The sequence below is a fragment of the Blastococcus aggregatus genome, assembly GCF_900221005.1.
Taxonomy (GTDB): Bacteria; Actinomycetota; Actinomycetes; order Mycobacteriales; family Geodermatophilaceae; genus Blastococcus; species Blastococcus aggregatus.
In genome coordinates, this window is record NZ_OBQI01000002.1 from 71,577 (window position 1) to 87,405 (window position 15,829).

General features: G+C 69.8%; 14 protein-coding genes and 4 pseudogenes. 8 read left to right on the plus strand and 10 right to left on the minus strand.

From position 1 onward, the window contains the following. Positions 1 to 234: 234 nt before the first annotated feature. Positions 235 to 660: an acyl-CoA thioesterase gene (locus tag CRP29_RS06000; RefSeq protein WP_176522859.1), complete on the minus strand. Its 426-nt coding sequence runs from the start codon at positions 658 to 660 to the stop codon at positions 235 to 237. Between the two features lie 155 nt (positions 661 to 815). Beyond that, positions 816 to 1,046, minus strand: a complete 231-nt coding sequence (locus CRP29_RS06005) for a hypothetical protein (protein WP_097194198.1) — start codon at positions 1,044 to 1,046, stop codon at positions 816 to 818. A gap of 534 nt (positions 1,047 to 1,580) precedes the next feature. Between CRP29_RS06005 and CRP29_RS06010 the strand changes: the two genes are divergently transcribed. Both CRP29_RS06010 and CRP29_RS06015 read left to right on the plus strand, forming a co-directional pair. Next, positions 1,581 to 1,772, plus strand: coding sequence for a hypothetical protein (locus CRP29_RS06010; protein WP_097194199.1), 192 nt, complete (start codon positions 1,581 to 1,583; stop codon positions 1,770 to 1,772). Continuing rightward, entirely contained in the window at positions 1,766 to 2,050 is a 285-nt protein-coding gene (locus CRP29_RS06015; protein ID WP_097194200.1) for a transposase, read from the plus strand. The genes CRP29_RS06010 and CRP29_RS06015 overlap by 7 nt, the downstream gene beginning before the upstream one ends. Here the strand turns inward: CRP29_RS06015 and CRP29_RS06020 are convergent. After that, positions 2,040 to 2,354 carry an acyl-CoA dehydrogenase family protein gene (locus CRP29_RS06020; protein WP_245852534.1) on the minus strand — a complete coding sequence of 105 codons (315 nt, stop codon included), beginning with the start codon at positions 2,352 to 2,354 and terminating at the stop codon, positions 2,040 to 2,042. The genes CRP29_RS06015 and CRP29_RS06020 overlap by 11 nt on opposite strands. Between CRP29_RS06020 and CRP29_RS06025 the strand changes: the two genes are divergently transcribed. Beyond that, on the plus strand, positions 2,353 to 4,050 hold the full coding sequence (locus tag CRP29_RS06025; RefSeq protein ID WP_097194201.1) for an acetate--CoA ligase: 1,698 nt from the start codon (positions 2,353 to 2,355) through the stop codon (positions 4,048 to 4,050). The two genes, CRP29_RS06020 and CRP29_RS06025, sit on opposite strands and share 2 nt — an antisense overlap. Continuing rightward, positions 4,040 to 5,083, plus strand: coding sequence for an MBL fold metallo-hydrolase (locus CRP29_RS06030; RefSeq protein ID WP_217991475.1), 1,044 nt, complete (start codon positions 4,040 to 4,042; stop codon positions 5,081 to 5,083). The genes CRP29_RS06025 and CRP29_RS06030 overlap by 11 nt, the downstream gene beginning before the upstream one ends. 25 nt (positions 5,084 to 5,108) lie before the next feature. Here CRP29_RS06030 and CRP29_RS06035 read toward each other — a convergent pair whose 3' ends face one another. The 3 genes from CRP29_RS06035 to CRP29_RS06045 are packed head-to-tail and all read right to left on the minus strand — an operon-like array spanning position 5,109 to position 8,516. After that, on the minus strand, positions 5,109 to 5,924 hold the full coding sequence (locus CRP29_RS06035) for an enoyl-CoA hydratase/isomerase family protein (protein WP_097194202.1): 816 nt from the start codon (positions 5,922 to 5,924) through the stop codon (positions 5,109 to 5,111). Further along, positions 5,921 to 7,675, minus strand: coding sequence for an acetate--CoA ligase (locus tag CRP29_RS06040; protein WP_097194203.1), 1,755 nt, complete (start codon positions 7,673 to 7,675; stop codon positions 5,921 to 5,923). The genes CRP29_RS06035 and CRP29_RS06040 overlap by 4 nt, the downstream gene beginning before the upstream one ends. A 10-nt stretch (positions 7,676 to 7,685) precedes the next feature. Then, the gene (locus tag CRP29_RS06045; protein ID WP_176522860.1) at positions 7,686 to 8,516 is read right to left on the minus strand and encodes an amidohydrolase family protein; all 831 of its coding nucleotides are present in this window, start codon (positions 8,514 to 8,516) and stop codon (positions 7,686 to 7,688) included. Between the two features lie 56 nt (positions 8,517 to 8,572). Between CRP29_RS06045 and CRP29_RS06050 the strand changes: the two genes are divergently transcribed. The 3 genes from CRP29_RS06050 (at position 8,573) to CRP29_RS22975 (ending at position 11,036) form a co-directional block, all read left to right on the plus strand. Continuing rightward, the gene (locus CRP29_RS06050; RefSeq protein WP_097194205.1) at positions 8,573 to 9,958 is read left to right on the plus strand and encodes an aldehyde dehydrogenase family protein; all 1,386 of its coding nucleotides are present in this window, start codon (positions 8,573 to 8,575) and stop codon (positions 9,956 to 9,958) included. Between the two features lie 65 nt (positions 9,959 to 10,023). Continuing rightward, positions 10,024 to 10,482 carry a MaoC/PaaZ C-terminal domain-containing protein gene (locus CRP29_RS06055; RefSeq protein ID WP_097194206.1) on the plus strand — a complete coding sequence of 153 codons (459 nt, stop codon included), beginning with the start codon at positions 10,024 to 10,026 and terminating at the stop codon, positions 10,480 to 10,482. Further along, positions 10,479 to 11,036, plus strand: a complete 558-nt coding sequence (locus tag CRP29_RS22975) for a DUF6158 family protein (RefSeq protein ID WP_217991476.1) — start codon at positions 10,479 to 10,481, stop codon at positions 11,034 to 11,036. Before CRP29_RS06055 ends, CRP29_RS22975 begins: the two co-directional genes overlap by 4 nt. A gap of 28 nt (positions 11,037 to 11,064) precedes the next feature. Here CRP29_RS22975 and CRP29_RS06065 read toward each other — a convergent pair. Next, positions 11,065 to 12,298, minus strand: a pseudogene (locus CRP29_RS06065) (IS110 family RNA-guided transposase). Positions 12,299 to 12,395: 97 nt separating this feature from the next. Continuing rightward, positions 12,396 to 12,593 (minus strand): annotated as a pseudogene (locus CRP29_RS23200) (transposase); the annotation flags it as partial. Positions 12,594 to 12,801: 208 nt separating this feature from the next. Between CRP29_RS23200 and CRP29_RS06075 the strand changes: the two are divergent. Further along, positions 12,802 to 14,032, plus strand: a pseudogene (locus CRP29_RS06075) (IS256 family transposase). Between the two features lie 53 nt (positions 14,033 to 14,085). On the opposite strand, the pseudogene CRP29_RS06080 reads toward CRP29_RS06075, so the two are convergent. Next, a pseudogene (locus tag CRP29_RS06080) lies at positions 14,086 to 14,246 on the minus strand (helix-turn-helix domain-containing protein); the annotation flags it as partial. Positions 14,247 to 14,635: 389 nt separating this feature from the next. Beyond that, positions 14,636 to 15,799, minus strand: a complete 1,164-nt coding sequence (locus tag CRP29_RS06085) for a thiolase family protein (RefSeq protein ID WP_097194208.1) — start codon at positions 15,797 to 15,799, stop codon at positions 14,636 to 14,638. Between the last annotated feature and the right edge of the window lie 30 nt (positions 15,800 to 15,829).

A 15,829-nucleotide genomic window follows, 5' to 3' on the forward strand; every position in this document is an offset into this window, starting at 1 on the left:
GCGCTGCGCCGAGGGATGGTCGAGGGCTGCAAGCAACCAGTTCCGCTACGGCACCTGCACCTGCACCTGCACCTGCACCTGCACCTGCCAGCACTACGCGCCGTCGTGGAGTGAGAGGTCACGGAAACTGTCGAACCGTCGTGCAAGATGAACTCGTGAACGTAGCCTGAGATCTTCGGGCCGCCACCGAAGGTCCACGGAAATCGGGACGTCCTCGCCGGACCTGTCGAGCAACTACCGCGACGGAGGGGGCTGATACCCTTCCGGAATGGTCACCGCTGCCCGGATCCACTGGGGTACTGGCTCGGGACTCAGCTCGGGAGTGCGTCGCACCCAGACGTGAGTAGTTTGCGCGACAGCGACTTGATCATCGTCGGCCCACATAACATGCCCGATATCAAGACTGGTGCGTCGCGTCGCGACGACAGCGGTCTCGATCCTGAGCGACTCATCCAGTCCCACGGCTCGCAAATACCGGCATCCGGTCTCAACTACCGGCAGCCCGTACCCGTCCTGCAGTATGCCGCTGACTGGATGTCCCAAGACTCTGAGGAGCTCGGAGAAGCCGTCGTCCATCCAGGAGAAGTAGCGGCCGTAGAAGGCGATGACCTGGTCGACATCTCCCATGGAGAGTCGTCGGCTTGTGATGGCGAGTGTCACTGCTCTTGGCCCTTCCTCCGTCATCTCACGGCACGATTCCGGTGGGCTCAACCGGAGCGCTGAGCGCGGCCACGTCGGGGTTCGCGGCGGCCAGGGGCAAAATAGCATGCAACCGTACGGCCGATCGGGGTGCGGACCGGCTCGCAGTGACTGCTTCACGCATGGGGACTGCTCTTCTCCAGGGGCTGTGCGGTGAGACTCGTGCAGATCATCGTCTCGTCGCGCGCCCCGCGTTCGCGCGTCGCGATGACGCCATGCCCGTCGGCCCGATGCCGGACGGTGGCGGGCTGGGCGCAGAACAGCGGTGCCTGGTTACGGTGTCGTACCCGGGCCCGGTCGGGTAGCGCGCCGGCCTCGCGAAGGCTCTCGACGAGCAGTGGTGTCATCAACGGCCCATGTACGACCAGGCCCGGGTATCCTCGACCGGTCTGGCGTAGGGCCAGTCGTAGTGAATACGGTGTGCGTTGGCGGTGCCCGCGCTGAAGCGCATCAGCAGCGTCGGGCCGGTGGCCAGGGACCACTCCGCCGCGCCGTCGCGGCAGCGGGACTCCGGCCGGGTGGAGGGCTGCGGCCGACTCGGGCGGCGGGGGGCCGTCGGCCGGGCCGGGGGCCTCCCGAAACACCAGATCCTGCCGTTCCTCGACCCGGAGCAGCCCGTCCCGTCCGGAGGGACGGGTCTCGAGGACGACCTCCCAGGAGTGGGCGTTGGCGATCGACTCCACCGTGGTCCGAGCGCACGAGCAAGCAGCGGGCGCCCGTCATGCGCCGCCCAAGGATGTGTCGGCCGAGGCGCTGGCTCCGCTGCTGCCGGAGCCGGCCACGACGTCCTCGGCCGTGGCCGAGCCGGCGGGCCACACAGGGCTGAGTCGAATGACAACAATCCGCCCGCGTCAACTCATCGCGGCCGGGACCGGGAGGCGTTGGGCCGCTCCCGCGGCGGGCTTACCACGAAGATCCACCCGCTGGCCGACACCAACTGCCGGCCGCTGGTACACGTGACCACCGCCGGGCAGCGGCACGACTCGCTGGCCTTCGACCCGCTGATGAAGAAGCTGCGGGTAGTTCGCGCGGGCGACCCTCCCGGCCGCGGACCCGGCCGGATCGGATGCTAGCGGACAAGGCCTACTCCAACCGGAGGATCCGCACTGAGCTGCGCCGACGCCCGATCAAGGCGACCATCCCGGAGAAGACCGACCAGCAGAAACGCCGCGCCGCGAAAGGCTGGGCCGGAGGCCGACCACCGGCGTTCGACGGCGAGGCGTACAGGGTGCGCAACACCGTCGAGCGAGCGATCAACAAGCTCAAGGGTTTCCGGGCGGTCGCCATGCGCACCGACAAGCGCGAGTTCGTGTACCGCGGCACGATCGATGTCGCATCGATCAGGATCTGACTCCGCGACCCCGCGAAGCAAGATCCAGGAGACACGCCCTAGCGAAGCAGGCCATGCTGATCCCACCCCCGCTGCATCTTTCGGGGATGAGTAATCCGAAGAAGCCGAGCTTCTTCATCTGCTCGATCAGTTCCTCCGGGTACCGGTCGACCCCCTCGAAGTGACGGACCCTCGGCCGCAACCGGTTATCCACGAATTGGGCGACGAGCGCGACGAGATCACTCTCGTGTTCGGCCAACGAAACCACTCCGCGCTCCCCCGGGGTCATGGACTGATCGATCAACCGATCGTAGACTCCGGCCATGAAGGACATCTACCCCGCGTACTCTTCCGTGCCCGCCGGTTGGTTGGTGCCCGTGGAGGACCAGCCCGATTATCCCGAGCGCCCCGACTCGGCCGTAGGGGGCACCTTGAACCTCACCGAGGCGCTGGTCGACCGGCACGTGCGCGAGGGGCGCGGGGACCGTGTCGCTATCCACCTCGCCGACGACGGCAGCCTGTACACCTACGCCGACCTGAGCCGCGCGAGCGCCCGACTGGCGCACGCACTGCAGGAACTCGGTGTGGGCCCTGGCGACCGGGTCGCCGTGCGGACTCCCAACCGACCCGAGGCGCTGATCGCGTTCCTCGCCGCCTGGCGCCTGGGCGCCATCTCGGTCCTCGTCCCCGCCGCTGCCCGGCGCGATGAGCTGCGCTTCTTCCTGAACGACACGCTCGTCAAGGTGCTCGTGGTAGCGAACACCAGCGCCAGCCTGGACGAGTTGGACGCTTTGGGGCGAAGCGACATCGCGTCGGTGGAACACGTGATCGCCTATCCGGACGCCGCCGGCACCGAGCATCTCTCATGGGAGGCACTCATCGAGGGACAGCCGGAGAGCTTCGACCCGGTACCGCATCCGGCGGACGCCGTGGGCGTCATCTGGCACACCGGCGGGACCACCGGTGTCCCGAAGGCTTGCTACCACACTGCGCGACGCCTGCTGCTCGCAGCCGAGTGCACGGTCGCCGGCTACGACGTATCGGACGACGACGTCCACATGTTCCCTGCGCCAATCGGACACGCCGCCGGTTGGCTGTCCCGGGCCACGTTCTCGCTCGTCGCCGGAATCACGTTCGTCGAACTGGAGGACTTCAGCAACCCAGAGACGGTACTGCGCGCGGTGGGCGACTACGGGGTTACCTGGCTGCTGGCCATGGGCACGACCTGGGCGCAGATGCTGCCGGTTCTCGAGAACGATCCAGCCGCATACGACCTCTCCTCGCTGCGCCGGACATACGCGCCGTTCATCACGAGCAACGGCCAGTGGTTGCACGAGGCCTGGCGCAAGCACGGCCTGGATCTGCTCAACCCCGTGGGCAGCACCGCCTTCGCTGCCTGGTTCTTCATCCCGCCGCACGACGGCCGTACTCCTCCGCTGAGCATCTGGGCGCCGACGGACGGATGGATCGCCCGAGTCGTGACCCCCTACACCTCGCCATTGGAGGACGTGCCACCCGGTGAGATCGGGCAGCTGGCGGTCCGAGGCGTCACCGGACTCACCTATTGGAACCGCCCCGAGCTGCAGTCCCGCGACGTTCGTGAAGGGTGGACCGTCACCGACGACCTCGTCCGCGTAGATGCCGACGGCCACTACTGGTACATGGGCCGGTCCGACATGATGATCACCCCCGGTGGTCACAAGGTGGCGCCGGTCGAGGTGGAGCAGGCCCTTTCCGCACACGAGGCGGTCGCCGAGGTGGCCGTCACCGCCGCGCCGGACGCGAAGCTCGGGCAGACCGTCATGGCGTGGGTCGTCCTGACCCCGGGCACCGAACCAGACGAGGCGCTTCGTGTCGAGCTCCAGAGGTTCGTGAAGGACCGCCTGGCTCCCTACAAGTACCCGCGGCAGATCGTCTTCCTGGAGCGGCTCCCCCGTGACCCCCTCGGGAAGATCGTGATGAAGACCCTCGCCGGTTGGGCGGACACCGGCGAGTTCCCGGCGGGTTCTCGTGTCCGCTGATCGCCCCGACTGGGCCGATGCCGGCGCCTTCCGGGTGGCGCCCGGGGTCTACCGGGTGCCGCTGCCCCTTCCCATGGATGGCCTGCGGGCGGTCAACGTCTATGTCATCGAGGACGAAGACGGGCTCGTCATGATAGACGGGGGCTGGGCCCTCGAGCAGTCCCGCAGCCAACTGTCTGCGGCCCTGGGCTCCCTGGGTTACCGGCTCGGCGACATCCGCCGCTTCCTCGTCACCCATCTACACCGGGACCACTACACCCAGGCCATCGCCCTCCGGCGGGATGTCGGTGCACACGTCAGCCTCGGCGTCGGCGAGAAACCTGCCATCGATCTGCTCCTGACCGATGACCCCCTGCGCCGTTTCGAGCCGCAGATCGTGGCGCTGCGCGCCAGCGGCGCCGACGCACTCATCGAGAGACTGCGGCGCGCCGACATGGTGGAGGGTCCGATCGAGGACTGGGAGCCGCCTGACGACTGGCTGGAGAGGGGCGCCCAGATAGCGCTGCGCGGACGGACACTGCTGGCGATCCCGACGCCCGGCCACACCCAGGGGCATGTCGTCTTCGCCGATCCCGAGGCGGGACTGCTGTTCGCCGGGGACCACGTCCTGCCACACATCACGCCGTCCATCGGGTTCGAGCCCATCCCCGCACCACTCCCCCTGGGCGACTACATGGACTCCCTGCGGGTGGTGCTCGAGTTGCCCGACCTCCGACTCCTCCCAGCCCACGGGCCGGTCACTGACAGCGCGCACGATAGGGTAAAGGAGCTTCTGGACCACCATGACGACCGCCTCGCCAGGTGCCTGGCCGCGGTCGCCTCCGGAGCGACCACTGCCCAGGAGGTCGCCACGGTCCTGGGCTGGACCCGCCGGCAGCGCCGTCTGGACTCACTCGATGACTTCAACCAGATGCTGGCCGTCGTGGAGACCCACGCCCACCTCCAACTGCTTGCGTCCATGGGCCGGCTCCACGCGCGCTCCGGCTATGGCCCGACCATCTACACTCCATCCGCGACCAGCCCCCAGTCTTGACCAGGAGCGGCTGCACCTCCGATGCCTAGCTCCGGGCTCGGCTTGCGGCCCCGGCGGCGAAGCGGCGGACGGCGGCGGCATGCTCGGCGGATTCCTGACAACGCAACGTTGCCTCGACCTCCTCCCGGACGGCGTCCCGCAGGCCGGGCACGGCGAGCAGGTCCTTGGTGGCGCCGACCGCCGAGACGGACGACTCAGCGGCCAGCTGCCGAGCCCGCTCGGCGAGCGCCTGCGGCAGGTCGCCGTCCGGCACGACGACGTCCACCAGCCCGAGGGCTAGCGCCTCCTGCGCACCGACCCGCTCCCCCCCGATCAGTAGCCGCCGCGCGGCCCGGTCCCCGGCCTTGGCCGGGAGCAGTCGGGTGACCCCCCAGTCCCCGGGCAGCGCCAGCGCCGGCCAAGCGGGCACGAATACGGTGCTCGCCGCGGCGATCCGCAGGTCACAGGTGAGCGCCAGGCCGATCCCCGCACCTGCCACCGAGCCGTGGAGCCCGGCAAGGGTGGGCTGAGGCATCTCAGCCAGCCGGACGACGACGTCGAACGCCCGGGCGAGGCGAGCGCGCTCCGCGGTCCGCGCGCTGGCCAGTTCCTCCCCCTGCAGTAGGTGCCTCTGCGGTCGCTGCGCCATGTCGCGGACGTCCGAGCCGGCACAGAAGGCGCGGCCATTGCCGCGCACCACCACGACGCCGACACCGGTGTCCTCGCGCAGTTCCTCCAGCGCGGCGTGCAGATCCTCCACGAGCTCGGCGTCGATGGCGTTCAGCCGGTCGGGGCGGTCCAGCACCAGCTCCGCCACTCGATCCGCCCGGGTGCGGACCAGGCCGCGCGGTGGCGCGGTCACGAGGCCGCGCCAGGTCCGGCGGCCTGCAGCTGCTCCCGAAGCCGACGACGCTGGATCTTTCCGACACCGTCCTTGGGGAGCTGGTCGACGAACTCGATTCGGCGCGGATACTTGTAGGACGCGATGGAGTCCTTGACGTGCGCCTGCAGTCGCGCGGCCAGTTCGTCGCCCGGGGTGGCCGTTTTGTTCACCACCACGACCGCCGTCACCACCTGGCCGCGCACGGAGTCCGGTGCCGGAACGACGCAGACCTCGGCCACGGCGGGGTGTGAGGACAGCGCCCGCTCCACCTCGATCGGCGCCACCTGTCGGCCGCCGGTGACGATCATGTCGTCCAGCCGCCCGTGGAACCACAGCCAACCGTCGTCGTCGCGGAAATATGCGTCGTCGAGCAGGCTCCAGCCGTCGACGACGTCGCGTCGACTGCGCTCGGCCGCGGCCGGGTGCGCGTTGATCCAGTAGGTGATGCCCGTCGGCCCACGGACGGCCAGGCGCCCCGGCTCTCCGGAGGGGGCCAGGCCGCCGTCGGGAGCCAGCAGCCGGGCCTCATACCCGGGCAGTGGCGCACCGACCGACAGCCCAGGGGCGGCCTTCGTCCCGCCGATGTCGGAGTCGATGAACAGGTGCCGCATCGGCGTCATGCCGACGGCGTTGCGCAGCGGGACCGACATCAGCGCCGCCCACTTCCCCTGGGTGGGAGGGTCGAGCACCTCACCGGAGCTCACCGCGCTGACCAGCGGGAGGTCCCGGGTCACCTCGTGCGGTGGTGGCTCGGCCAACATCATCCGGTACATCGTTGCCGCTCCGGCCATGGTGGTGACGCCGAGGTCGGTCAGTGCCGTCCACATGTCCGCCGGCCCGGGCCGGTCCAGCAGGACGACGGCGCCGCCGGCGCGCAGCGGGAAGTTGATCTTCTCCCCGTTGCCGAAGGCGTGCCCGATGGGAGCGTGGGTCAGGAAGACGGAGTTGTCCGTCGCCCCGCGAGCGGCGATGTTGAGATCTGCGAGAGCAACCTCGGCGGCGTGGGTGTGCAGGCAGCCCTTCGGCAGGCCGGTTGTGCCACCCGTGTAGTAGATGCCCGAGGCGTCCAGCGGCCGCGTGGGATGGGGCTCGAAGACCTCGGGCTGACCCGCGGCGATCTCATCCAGCGTAGGGCCGCCGGCCACTGACTCCGGCCAGCCGATGACGTGCCGCACGGTCGGGGTGGCAGGGAGGGCCTTCTCCAGTTCGCCGGCGTGGGCGCTCGAGCAGACGACGGCCACCGCTTCCGTGTCGTTGGCCATGAACGTCACTTCCCCTGCGGCCTCGAGCACGGACGAGGGCACGACGATGCCGCCGAGGCGCCACACGGCCAATTGCACGACGACGGTCTCAGGCACGTCGGGCATGCGCACCAGCACGCGGTCACCCGGCCGCACGCCAGTCCTGGCCAGACCGGCGGCCGTCCTGACGACGCGCCCGAGCAGCTCACCGTAGGTCCATGTCACGGGACCGGAGGCGGTGACCGCGAACACGGCAGGCCGGTCGGGCCCCAGCCGGGCGATCGTGTCGTCGAGCAGCGCGACGCAGGCGTTCAGCGGCCGCGGGGACCAGGCGTAGGACAGCGTCGGCGCCCCGAACGTGAGCAGCGGGAGGTGCTCGGGCTCCGGCAGGAACCGGCGCGGCACGTTGCCGAACAGCGTCGCACCCCAGCTGGCTGTCACCCCCTTCTCATCGGTGGCCACGGCTTCTTCTCCGCCGGTGTCGTCCACGGTCCTCTCCTCACTTCGCGTCGGTGGTGGTGGGTGGCTTCAGGCCGAAGAGCCGGCAGGCGTTGCGCCAGAGCACGTTCTCGGTCAGCTCCTCGGAGAAGGGGAGCCCGCGGAACTCCTTCGCGAGCCGGGAAATGGCGGGCGACGAAGGCCAGTCGCTGCCGAACAGGACGCGATCGCCCACCCGGTCCAGCTCGGGGAACAGCGCGGCGATCCGGCGCGCGGGCAGTCCCGACAGCTCCATCCACACGTTGCCTCGCATGCGGGTCAACTCGAACACCTGCTGCGTCCAGAACCCGCGGCCCGAGTGGGCACACAGCACCTGGAGGTCGGGGAAATCGGCGGCGACCTCGTCCACCAGCAGCGGGTCACAGAACCGCATCTTCGCGCCGGGGAAGACCGAGGAACCGACATGCACCATCACTGGGATGCGCCGCTCCTCGGCGATCGCGAACAGCGGGTACAGCGACCGGTCGTTCGCCGGCAGCTGGTGGCTCATCGGGTGCACCTTGAGGCCTCGGGCACCAGCGTCGATCGCCGCCGCGAAACGGCGCGACGCGTCCGGCGCTGAGCGCGGGTCGTACTGCACGAACGGCAGGATCCGATCCGTGCCGACGGCCTCGTCCAGGGCGTACTCCTGCACCGGCTCACGGCCGCTCGGAATGGCCACTGCGACGTCCACCCCCTGGCTGTCCAGATACGCGAGCAGCCGATCGCCGGTCGGACCGCCGCCAGCCAGCACCTCGCGGACCTCCGGAGCGGCCAGCTGGTCGGCCAGCCGGAGCCCCTCGGGAATCCAGCGGTCACGGGCCCCGACATGGACGTGGCAGTCCACGAGCATTGACATGACGGCTAACCTACCAATCGACTCATCAATCGACCAGCAAGGTGAAGCCGATGGCGCCGCTCTCCATCCAAGCTCCCGACGACGGCACAGTCCTGGGCCAGCTGCCGACCGACGATGCGGCGAGCATCGACGCCAAGGTGAAGGCCGCCGCACGGGCCATGGCCGGTTGGGTCGATGCGGGTCCCATGCGCCGGGCGGAGGTGCTGCTGCAGATCGCCGCCGACACGAAGGCGGCCCTGCCGGAGCTGGCGGAGAAGCTCTCCAAGGAGCAGGGCAAGACGCGCAAGGAAGCGCTGATGGAGCTGGACCGTTACATCGGGCCATTCATCCAGTACGCCGGGCTGGCAACCGCTGTCGGAGGTCGGCACCACCAACTCGGCGGCGGCGTCGCCGGCCACGTGGAGCGCGGGCCGGTCGGCGTCACCGCGGCGATCGTCCCCTGGAACTTCCCGGCCTCGCTGTTCGGCAGCAAGCTCGCCCCCGCCCTCGCGGCCGGCTGCGGCTTTCTCATCAAGCCCGCCGAAACCACACCTCTGATCACCCTGCGGCTCGCGGAGATCGCCCAGGTCCACTTGCCCGAGGGCCTGCTCGACGTCGTGATCGGCGGGCCGGACGTCGGCGAGCTGCTGGTCGAGCATCCCGGTGTGGCCCGCGTCGCGTTCACCGGCTCCACCGCCGTGGGACGACGGATCGCCGCCCGCGCCGGCCAGGGGCTGAAGCGGGTGAGCCTGGAGCTGGGCGGTTGTGACCCGTTCGTGTTGCTCGCCGGCGCCGACACGGGCGCCGCTGCCCGGGCGCTCATGGGCACCCGGTTCTACAACGCAGGCCAGGTATGCGTCGCACCCAAGCGGCTGATCGTCCAGGACGCGGTCGCCGACGAGATGATCGATCTCCTGACCACGCGGATCAACCGGGTCGTGCCCGGCCCGAGCCTGGCTCCGGAGTCCACCATGGGACCGCTGCACACCGAGCGGGGCCGGGCCGTCCTGGAGGAACAGATCGCCGACGCCGTGGACGCCGGGGCCGAGCTCGTCGGTGGCGGCCGCCCGGACGGTGAAAGGACGGGACGGGGCTGGTTCGTTCGCCCGGCCCTCCTCCTCGACCCGCCGCAGGGCGCGCGCGTCCGCACCGAGGAGACGTTCGGCCCCGTCCTGTCCGTCGTCCGCGTACGGGACGAGGACGAGGCGATCGCGGTGGCGAACGAGACCCCGTACGGGCTCGGCGCCTCGGTCTGGTCGGCGGACCGGCAGCGGGCCTGGGACGTCGCCCGGCGCATCCCCGCCGGTTATACCTGGATCAACGCCCTCGGCCGGGTCTACGACGAGCTGCCCTTCGGTGGCGTCCGGGCCTCCGGGATGGGACGCGAACACGGCGTCGAAGCGCTCGAGTCCTATCTCGAGGACCGAACCTTCATCTATCCGGCCGCTTCCCATTGAGACCACACCGACCACAGCATGCGGCGCGCCCGTGCGGCGGCCACGAACTCACGACGGGTGATCACATGTACTTCGAGGATCTGTCCGAGGGCGCGGTGTACCGCACCGGCTCCCACGTGCTGACAGCGGACGAGCTGCGCGAGTTCGCCGCGGCGTACGACCCCCAGCCGATGCACCTCGACCGCGACTTCGCGGCCAGGGGGCCCTTCGGCGATGTCATTGCCTCCGGCTTCCAGACCATGGCCCTCGCCTGGCGGCTGTGGGTGGATACCGGCATGGGCGACCACGGTCGCGGCGGAATCGGTCTCGGGGAGGCCCGCTGGCACCGGCCGCTCTACGCCGGCACGGAAGTGCGCAGCATCGTCCACATCGATCAGGTCCGGCTGACCAGCCAGGGCAAGGGCCTGGCCACCATGCGGTTCGAGCTCGTCGACCAGGACGGCCAGCTGTTGCTGGAGTTCTCGACGACGGGTCTGTTTGCGCGGCTGGCCGACGAGGTCGACTCACTGGCGGTCGAACGGTGACCGGCACGACGGAGGGCTCCGCGGGCGTGCCCGCGCGGGAACTGTCGGACGAGGAACTGGAACGGCAGGGCACCTACACACATGCGACCCGCACGTGGGTGCTGTTGCACGGCACGGCCGAGCAGTTCCGCCACCACACGGAACGCATGCTGGAGCTCGAGCAGGAGTACCTCCGGCGCCATCCCAAACGGACCTGGCAGGGCATCGCGCGGACCGACGACGTGGCGGGCCTCGACCCGCTGAGCCGGCTGAGGTTGGAGCTGCGGGGTGTCATGCGCCAGATCGATGCGCTGCTTTCAGACCCCACGCTTCCCGGCGCGAGCGGGACGAGGGACCGCGCCGTGGGTGTGCCGGAGTTGCTGCGCCGCTTCGCGGCGGCCGAGGACGGCCGGCTGCACAAGCTGGAGGCGCACCAGCTGGCCCGTGAGGTTGGCGTGCCGCCATTGGAGCTGGCCGAGTTGTACAAGGCCGATCCCCCGCTGCTGCGCGCCGAGGGTGACTACCGCGTCCTGACCCACGAGGGGCAGCGCAGGCTGGAGCGGCCGGGCGCTTGAGCCGCAAGGGGGCGTCTCTATGTCGCTGTCACGCGGCGGCCGCCTCGGGGACGGTTGGTGTCGTCGTGGGCGCCTGGTAGGGGGTGCGGTCTCGGAGCATAGCGAACAGGACGTCGGCGCGGCGGCGGGCCAGGCAGATGAGGGCGGCGTTGTGTCGCTTGCCCTGGGCGCGCTTGCGGTCGTAGTAGGTCCGGCTGGTGGGGTCGGCGAGACTGGCGAAAGCCGACAAGAACAAGGCGCAGACTTCAGCGCGTGGTTGCCGCGCTGGGAGCGCGTTTCGCTGCGGATCGAGGAGCCGGATCGGCGGGTCACCGGGGCCAGGCCGGCGTAGGCCGCGAGGTGTCCGGCGGTGGGGAACGCGGTGCCGTCGCCGACGTTGGTGAGGGTCTTCAGGGCGGTATTGAACCCGGGGCCGGGCATCGAGGTCAGGACCTCGGCAAGAGGGTGGGCCTCGAGGTCCGCAGCCAGAGCGGCCCGCTCCTGGCGGGTGTCGCGCAGTTGGGCGGCGACTCCGGCGATGACCCGGCCGAACGCGCTGCGGTGCCGGGGACTATGAGGGTCTGGGTGCCCAGTGCGATGAGGAGCTGGGCGGGCAGTGGTGCGTGTGCCAGCCGCGGGGACCGGGGCTGCAGAACCTCGGTGATGCCGTCGGAGTCGAGGGCGCGCAGCTGCTGCGGGGTCGGGGCGGCCGCGAGCAGGTCCAGGACGCCACCGCGGTCCAGGTGCGGCCCGAGCAGCCGTTCCAGGGCAGGGTGGACGTATAGCAGGGCGTCCCGCAGCCGGTTGGTCAGCCGGGTGCACTGGGCGGCCAGGTCGTCGTCGTAGCCGGCGAGCACGGTCAGCTCGGCGAGGGTCTCGTCGTCGGTGCCGACCCGCCGCAGGGTGTGGGGCATGGTGCGGGCGGCGTCGGCGATGACGTAGGTGTCCCGGGTGTCCGTCCCCTCCCCGGGGTGCAGGTCGGCGATCCGGCGCATCGCCAGCCCGGGCAGGTAGGCGACCTCGATGCCCAGCGAACGAGCGACGGCGATCGACGGGGCGCCGATCGAGGCGGGCTGGTCGACGATCGCCAGCACTGGGCCGTGCTCGGTCAGCCGGGTGAACATCTCGGTCAGCGCGGTCTGGTCGTTGGGCAGTGGCCGGTCGTGCAGCCGTCGCCCGGCCGGATCCAGGGCGCAGGCGTGATGCTCGGACTTGCCCACGTCTAGCTGTACTGACCCGCAGGTCCCAGGTGGGGCCGATTCAGGTTGTAGTGGTCCAGCCAGATCGGCAAGAGGGTGTGAACGCCGGTCGAAAACTGACCCCCTGGGCGTCGGGCGGGTTCCACGGCGGATTCGCGTGGTCGTGGCAACGCTGACGCCATCACTGTGCCAGCTCGAGCTCCATGGCGCCGGTGGGGCTGCGCCAGCCGAGGCGCTTGCGAGGACGCTCGTTGAGCCGCCGCTCGACCGCTCTGAGCTCGTCGGCCGTGTACTTCTGGAGGTCACCGCCCTTGGGGAAGTACTGACGGAGCAGCCCGTTGGTGTTCTCGTTGGTGCCGCGCAGCCACGGCTGGCGGGGTGGGCGAAGAAGATGCCGTCGGCGAAGTGCTCGGCGAGCAGGTCATGGCGGGCCATCTCCGGGGCGTGTCTCATCAGCTGTGTAAGGGGCGTGGCCTGAGATAGCTGTCGGGCCGACCCCGGCAGCTGGAACAGGAGCACCCTTGACCACCATGACCAACGCCTCGACGCCGGACCCGGCATCGGGCACCCCAGGCCCTGCGGAGCGGCTGGCCGGGATGTTGTCTCCCGAGGCGATCGACGGGCTGTTGGCCGACGCCGAGGCCGCCGGCACGGCGATCGACGGCCCGGACGGGCTGCTGGCTCGCATGACCAAGGCAGTCCTCGAGCGGGCCCTGGACGTGGAGATCACCGACCACCTGGGCTACGAGGCCGGTGACCCGGCCGGCAACGGCTCGGGCAACTCCCGCAACGGGCACGGCCGCAAGACGGTGCACACCACCGCCGGCCCGGTCGAGCTCACCCTTCCGCGAGAACGCAACGGCAGCTTCGCCCCCGTGATCGTGCCCAAGCGCAAGCGGCGCCTGGGCAACGTCGAAGACATGATCATCAGCCTCTACGCCCGGGGCATGTCCACCCGGGACATCACCCCCCACCTCGAGGAGATCTACGGCGCAACCGTGTCCGCCGCGACGATCAGCCGGGTCACCGACGTGGTCGCCGATGAGATCGCCGCCTGGCAAAACCGGCCGGTCGATCCGGTGTATCCGATCCTGTACATCGACGCGATCCGGATCAAGATCCGTGACGCCGGAGTGGTGGCCAACAAGGCCGCCCACCTGGTCGTCGGATCGATCTGGAGGGCCGCAAGCAGGTTCTGGGGGTGTGGATCCAGTAGACCGAGGGCGCCAAGTTCTGGTCCGGTGTGCTCACCGAGCTGCGCAACCGCGGCCTCAAGGACGCGCTATTCGTCTGCTGCGACGGTCTGACCGGCCTCCCGGCGCGGTTAACGCCGTCTGGCCGCAGGCCGTGGTGCAGACCTGCGTGGTGCGCCTGATCGGCGCCTCGATGCGCTACGTGTCCTGGAAGGACCGCGAGGCGATGACCGCGGCGCTGCGGCCGATCTACACCGCCCCCACCGTGCAGGCCGCCGAGCTGGCGTTCAGCGCCTTCAGGGACGAGTGGGGCACCCGGGCGGCCGGAGCGGTCGCCGCCTGGGAGCGGGCCTGGGAAGAGTTCACCCCGTTCCTGGCCTTCGCACCGGAGATCCGCAAGGTCATCTACACCACGAACCTGATCGAGTCGACCAACTTCCAACTCCGGAAGGTGACCGAGGCCCGCGGCTCGTTCCCCACCGACGAGGCCGCCATGACGATCCTCTACCTCGCGCTACGCAACATCAGCGACCAGAGAGGGGGTGCAGCCGGCACCGGCACCCACGGCTGGAAGAACGCCCTCAACGCCTTCGCCCTCCAGTTCCCCGACCGCCCACCCCTCTGACCAGCATTCACCACAGAACGGCTAGGCCCGCTTACAAAGAAGACTTGACAGGCCCCAGCGTTGCCCTCGGCCTTCCATCGGCCCCACCACTTGTAGGCACACGCCGGGAGACGCCCATCTCTGCGGCCACGTGCGCCGGTGGGCGACCGGTGGCGATCCGCTGGACCAAGATCAACCGCCCGGCAGGCGTCAGGCGGGCGTTAGCGTGGGACACGAGCGACCTCCGCGGTCGGAATGGATGCCGTCAGACAGCTCCACCCGACCCGGAGGTCGCTCCTACGTCAACAAGGGTCTCGGTCAGTACATCTAGCCCGCAGAACACCGCGTAGCCCGTCGACGGCATCTTGTCGGATTCGGACAACCACCGCTCCTTACTCGCCGTGGCTGCCAACCCGGACACCAGCGCCGGCTGCCACATTACGTGCAGACCACGCAAACGGGTCAGATCTCTATCAGCGGTCGTGGGCGCCTCCGGCCACGGTGACAACACCCCCCAGATCATGGATGACAGGGGGCAGAAATCATGCCGCAGCCGGTGGCCTGCAAGCCCTCACCGGGCTTGATCAAGAAGGTAACGGGGCGAGCCCGGGCCCGGCGGGCTGCTCAGGTGGCCAGGATGTGGACGCACTCCGCGGCCGAGTCGCCGCCGACCCATCCCCCACCGTTGTCGGCCAGCGCGATCCTCGCCCCGGCGACCTGGCGGGCCCCGGATCGTCCGCGTAGCTGGTCGCACAGCTCCACGACCTGGGCGGAGCCCGTGGCGCCGATAGGATGACCCCGCGCCAGTAGGCCGCCTCCCGTGTTGACCGGCAGCATGCCCCCGAGGTCGGTCGTCCCATCACGAATCAGTCGGGCTCCTTCACCCGCGCCGCACAGCTGCAAAGACTCGTAGCGAGTCAGCTCCGACGACGCCGCGGCGTCATGCAGTTCGACAACGTCCAGGTCCTCCGGACCCAGTCCGGCATGCTCGTAGGCCAGGCGAGCCGACCGGACACCGGCTGGGTCCCTGGAACCCGGCGCCGACCCGGACTGCAGCACCGACGCCAGCACTTGGACGGGCTGCGGGATGCCGAGCGCCTTGGCTCGCTCCACCGAGGCGACGACCACGGCAGCGGCTCCGTCACCGATGGGCGAGCACATCGAGCGGGTGAGCGGGTCACTGATGACCGGGTCAGCGAGCACCTGCTCCACGGTGACCTCACCGCCGTACTGCGCCTTGGGGTTCAGAGCCCCCAAACGCTGGGCTTTCACGACCACGCGGGCGAGGTCCTCGACGGTCGCCTCGCTGTGGGCGAGGTACTCGCGCACCTTCGCGGCGTAGACGTCCATGAACGGGGACGGGGAGTCCAGGTCCACGTCGGCCTCGACGTCGAGAGCGGAGGCCACGGCCAGCACGGGCCGGCGCCGGTCCTCGTGCGTCATCTTCTCGGCACCGACGACCAGCACGAGGTCGTACTGGCCGGAGGCGACCGCGGTGCACGCCAGGTGCAGGGCGGTCGAGGCGGTGGCGCAAGCGTTCTCCACGTTGACGACGGGAATGCCCTGGATACCCATGCTGCGCAAGGCCACCTGCCCGCGCACCATCTCCTGGCCAGTGATAAGGCCCGCGATAGCGTTACCGCAGAACGCCGCCTGCAGATCACCTGCGTCCACCCCGGCATCGGCCAGCGCCCCCGTCACGGCCTCCTCGACCAGGGCACGCAGCGGGATGGTTAGCGCCTTGCCGAAGCGGGTGATCCCTGTTCCGATCAGTGCGACATCGCTCATGCCGCCATCTTGATAGATCGACCGATTTAG

What these genes read in the sequence shown, in the direction of transcription:
- CRP29_RS06045 (WP_176522860.1), bottom strand. Translation starts at nt 8,516, where the DNA reads ATGCTCGTGGACTGCCACGTCCATGTCGGGGCCCGTGACCGCTGGATT.
- CRP29_RS06055 (WP_097194206.1), top strand. Translation starts at nt 10,024, where the DNA reads ATGTACTTCGAGGATCTGTCCGAGGGCGCGGTGTACCGCACCGGCTCC.
- CRP29_RS06015 (WP_097194200.1), top strand. Translation starts at nt 1,766, where the DNA reads ATGCTAGCGGACAAGGCCTACTCCAACCGGAGGATCCGCACTGAGCTG.
- CRP29_RS06085 (WP_097194208.1), bottom strand. Translation starts at nt 15,799, where the DNA reads ATGAGCGATGTCGCACTGATCGGAACAGGGATCACCCGCTTCGGCAAG.
- CRP29_RS06025 (WP_097194201.1), top strand. Translation starts at nt 2,353, where the DNA reads ATGAAGGACATCTACCCCGCGTACTCTTCCGTGCCCGCCGGTTGGTTG.
- CRP29_RS06005 (WP_097194198.1), bottom strand. Translation starts at nt 1,046, where the DNA reads ATGACACCACTGCTCGTCGAGAGCCTTCGCGAGGCCGGCGCGCTACCC.
- CRP29_RS06050 (WP_097194205.1), top strand. Translation starts at nt 8,573, where the DNA reads ATGGCGCCGCTCTCCATCCAAGCTCCCGACGACGGCACAGTCCTGGGC.
- CRP29_RS06020 (WP_245852534.1), bottom strand. Translation starts at nt 2,354, where the DNA reads ATGGCCGGAGTCTACGATCGGTTGATCGATCAGTCCATGACCCCGGGG.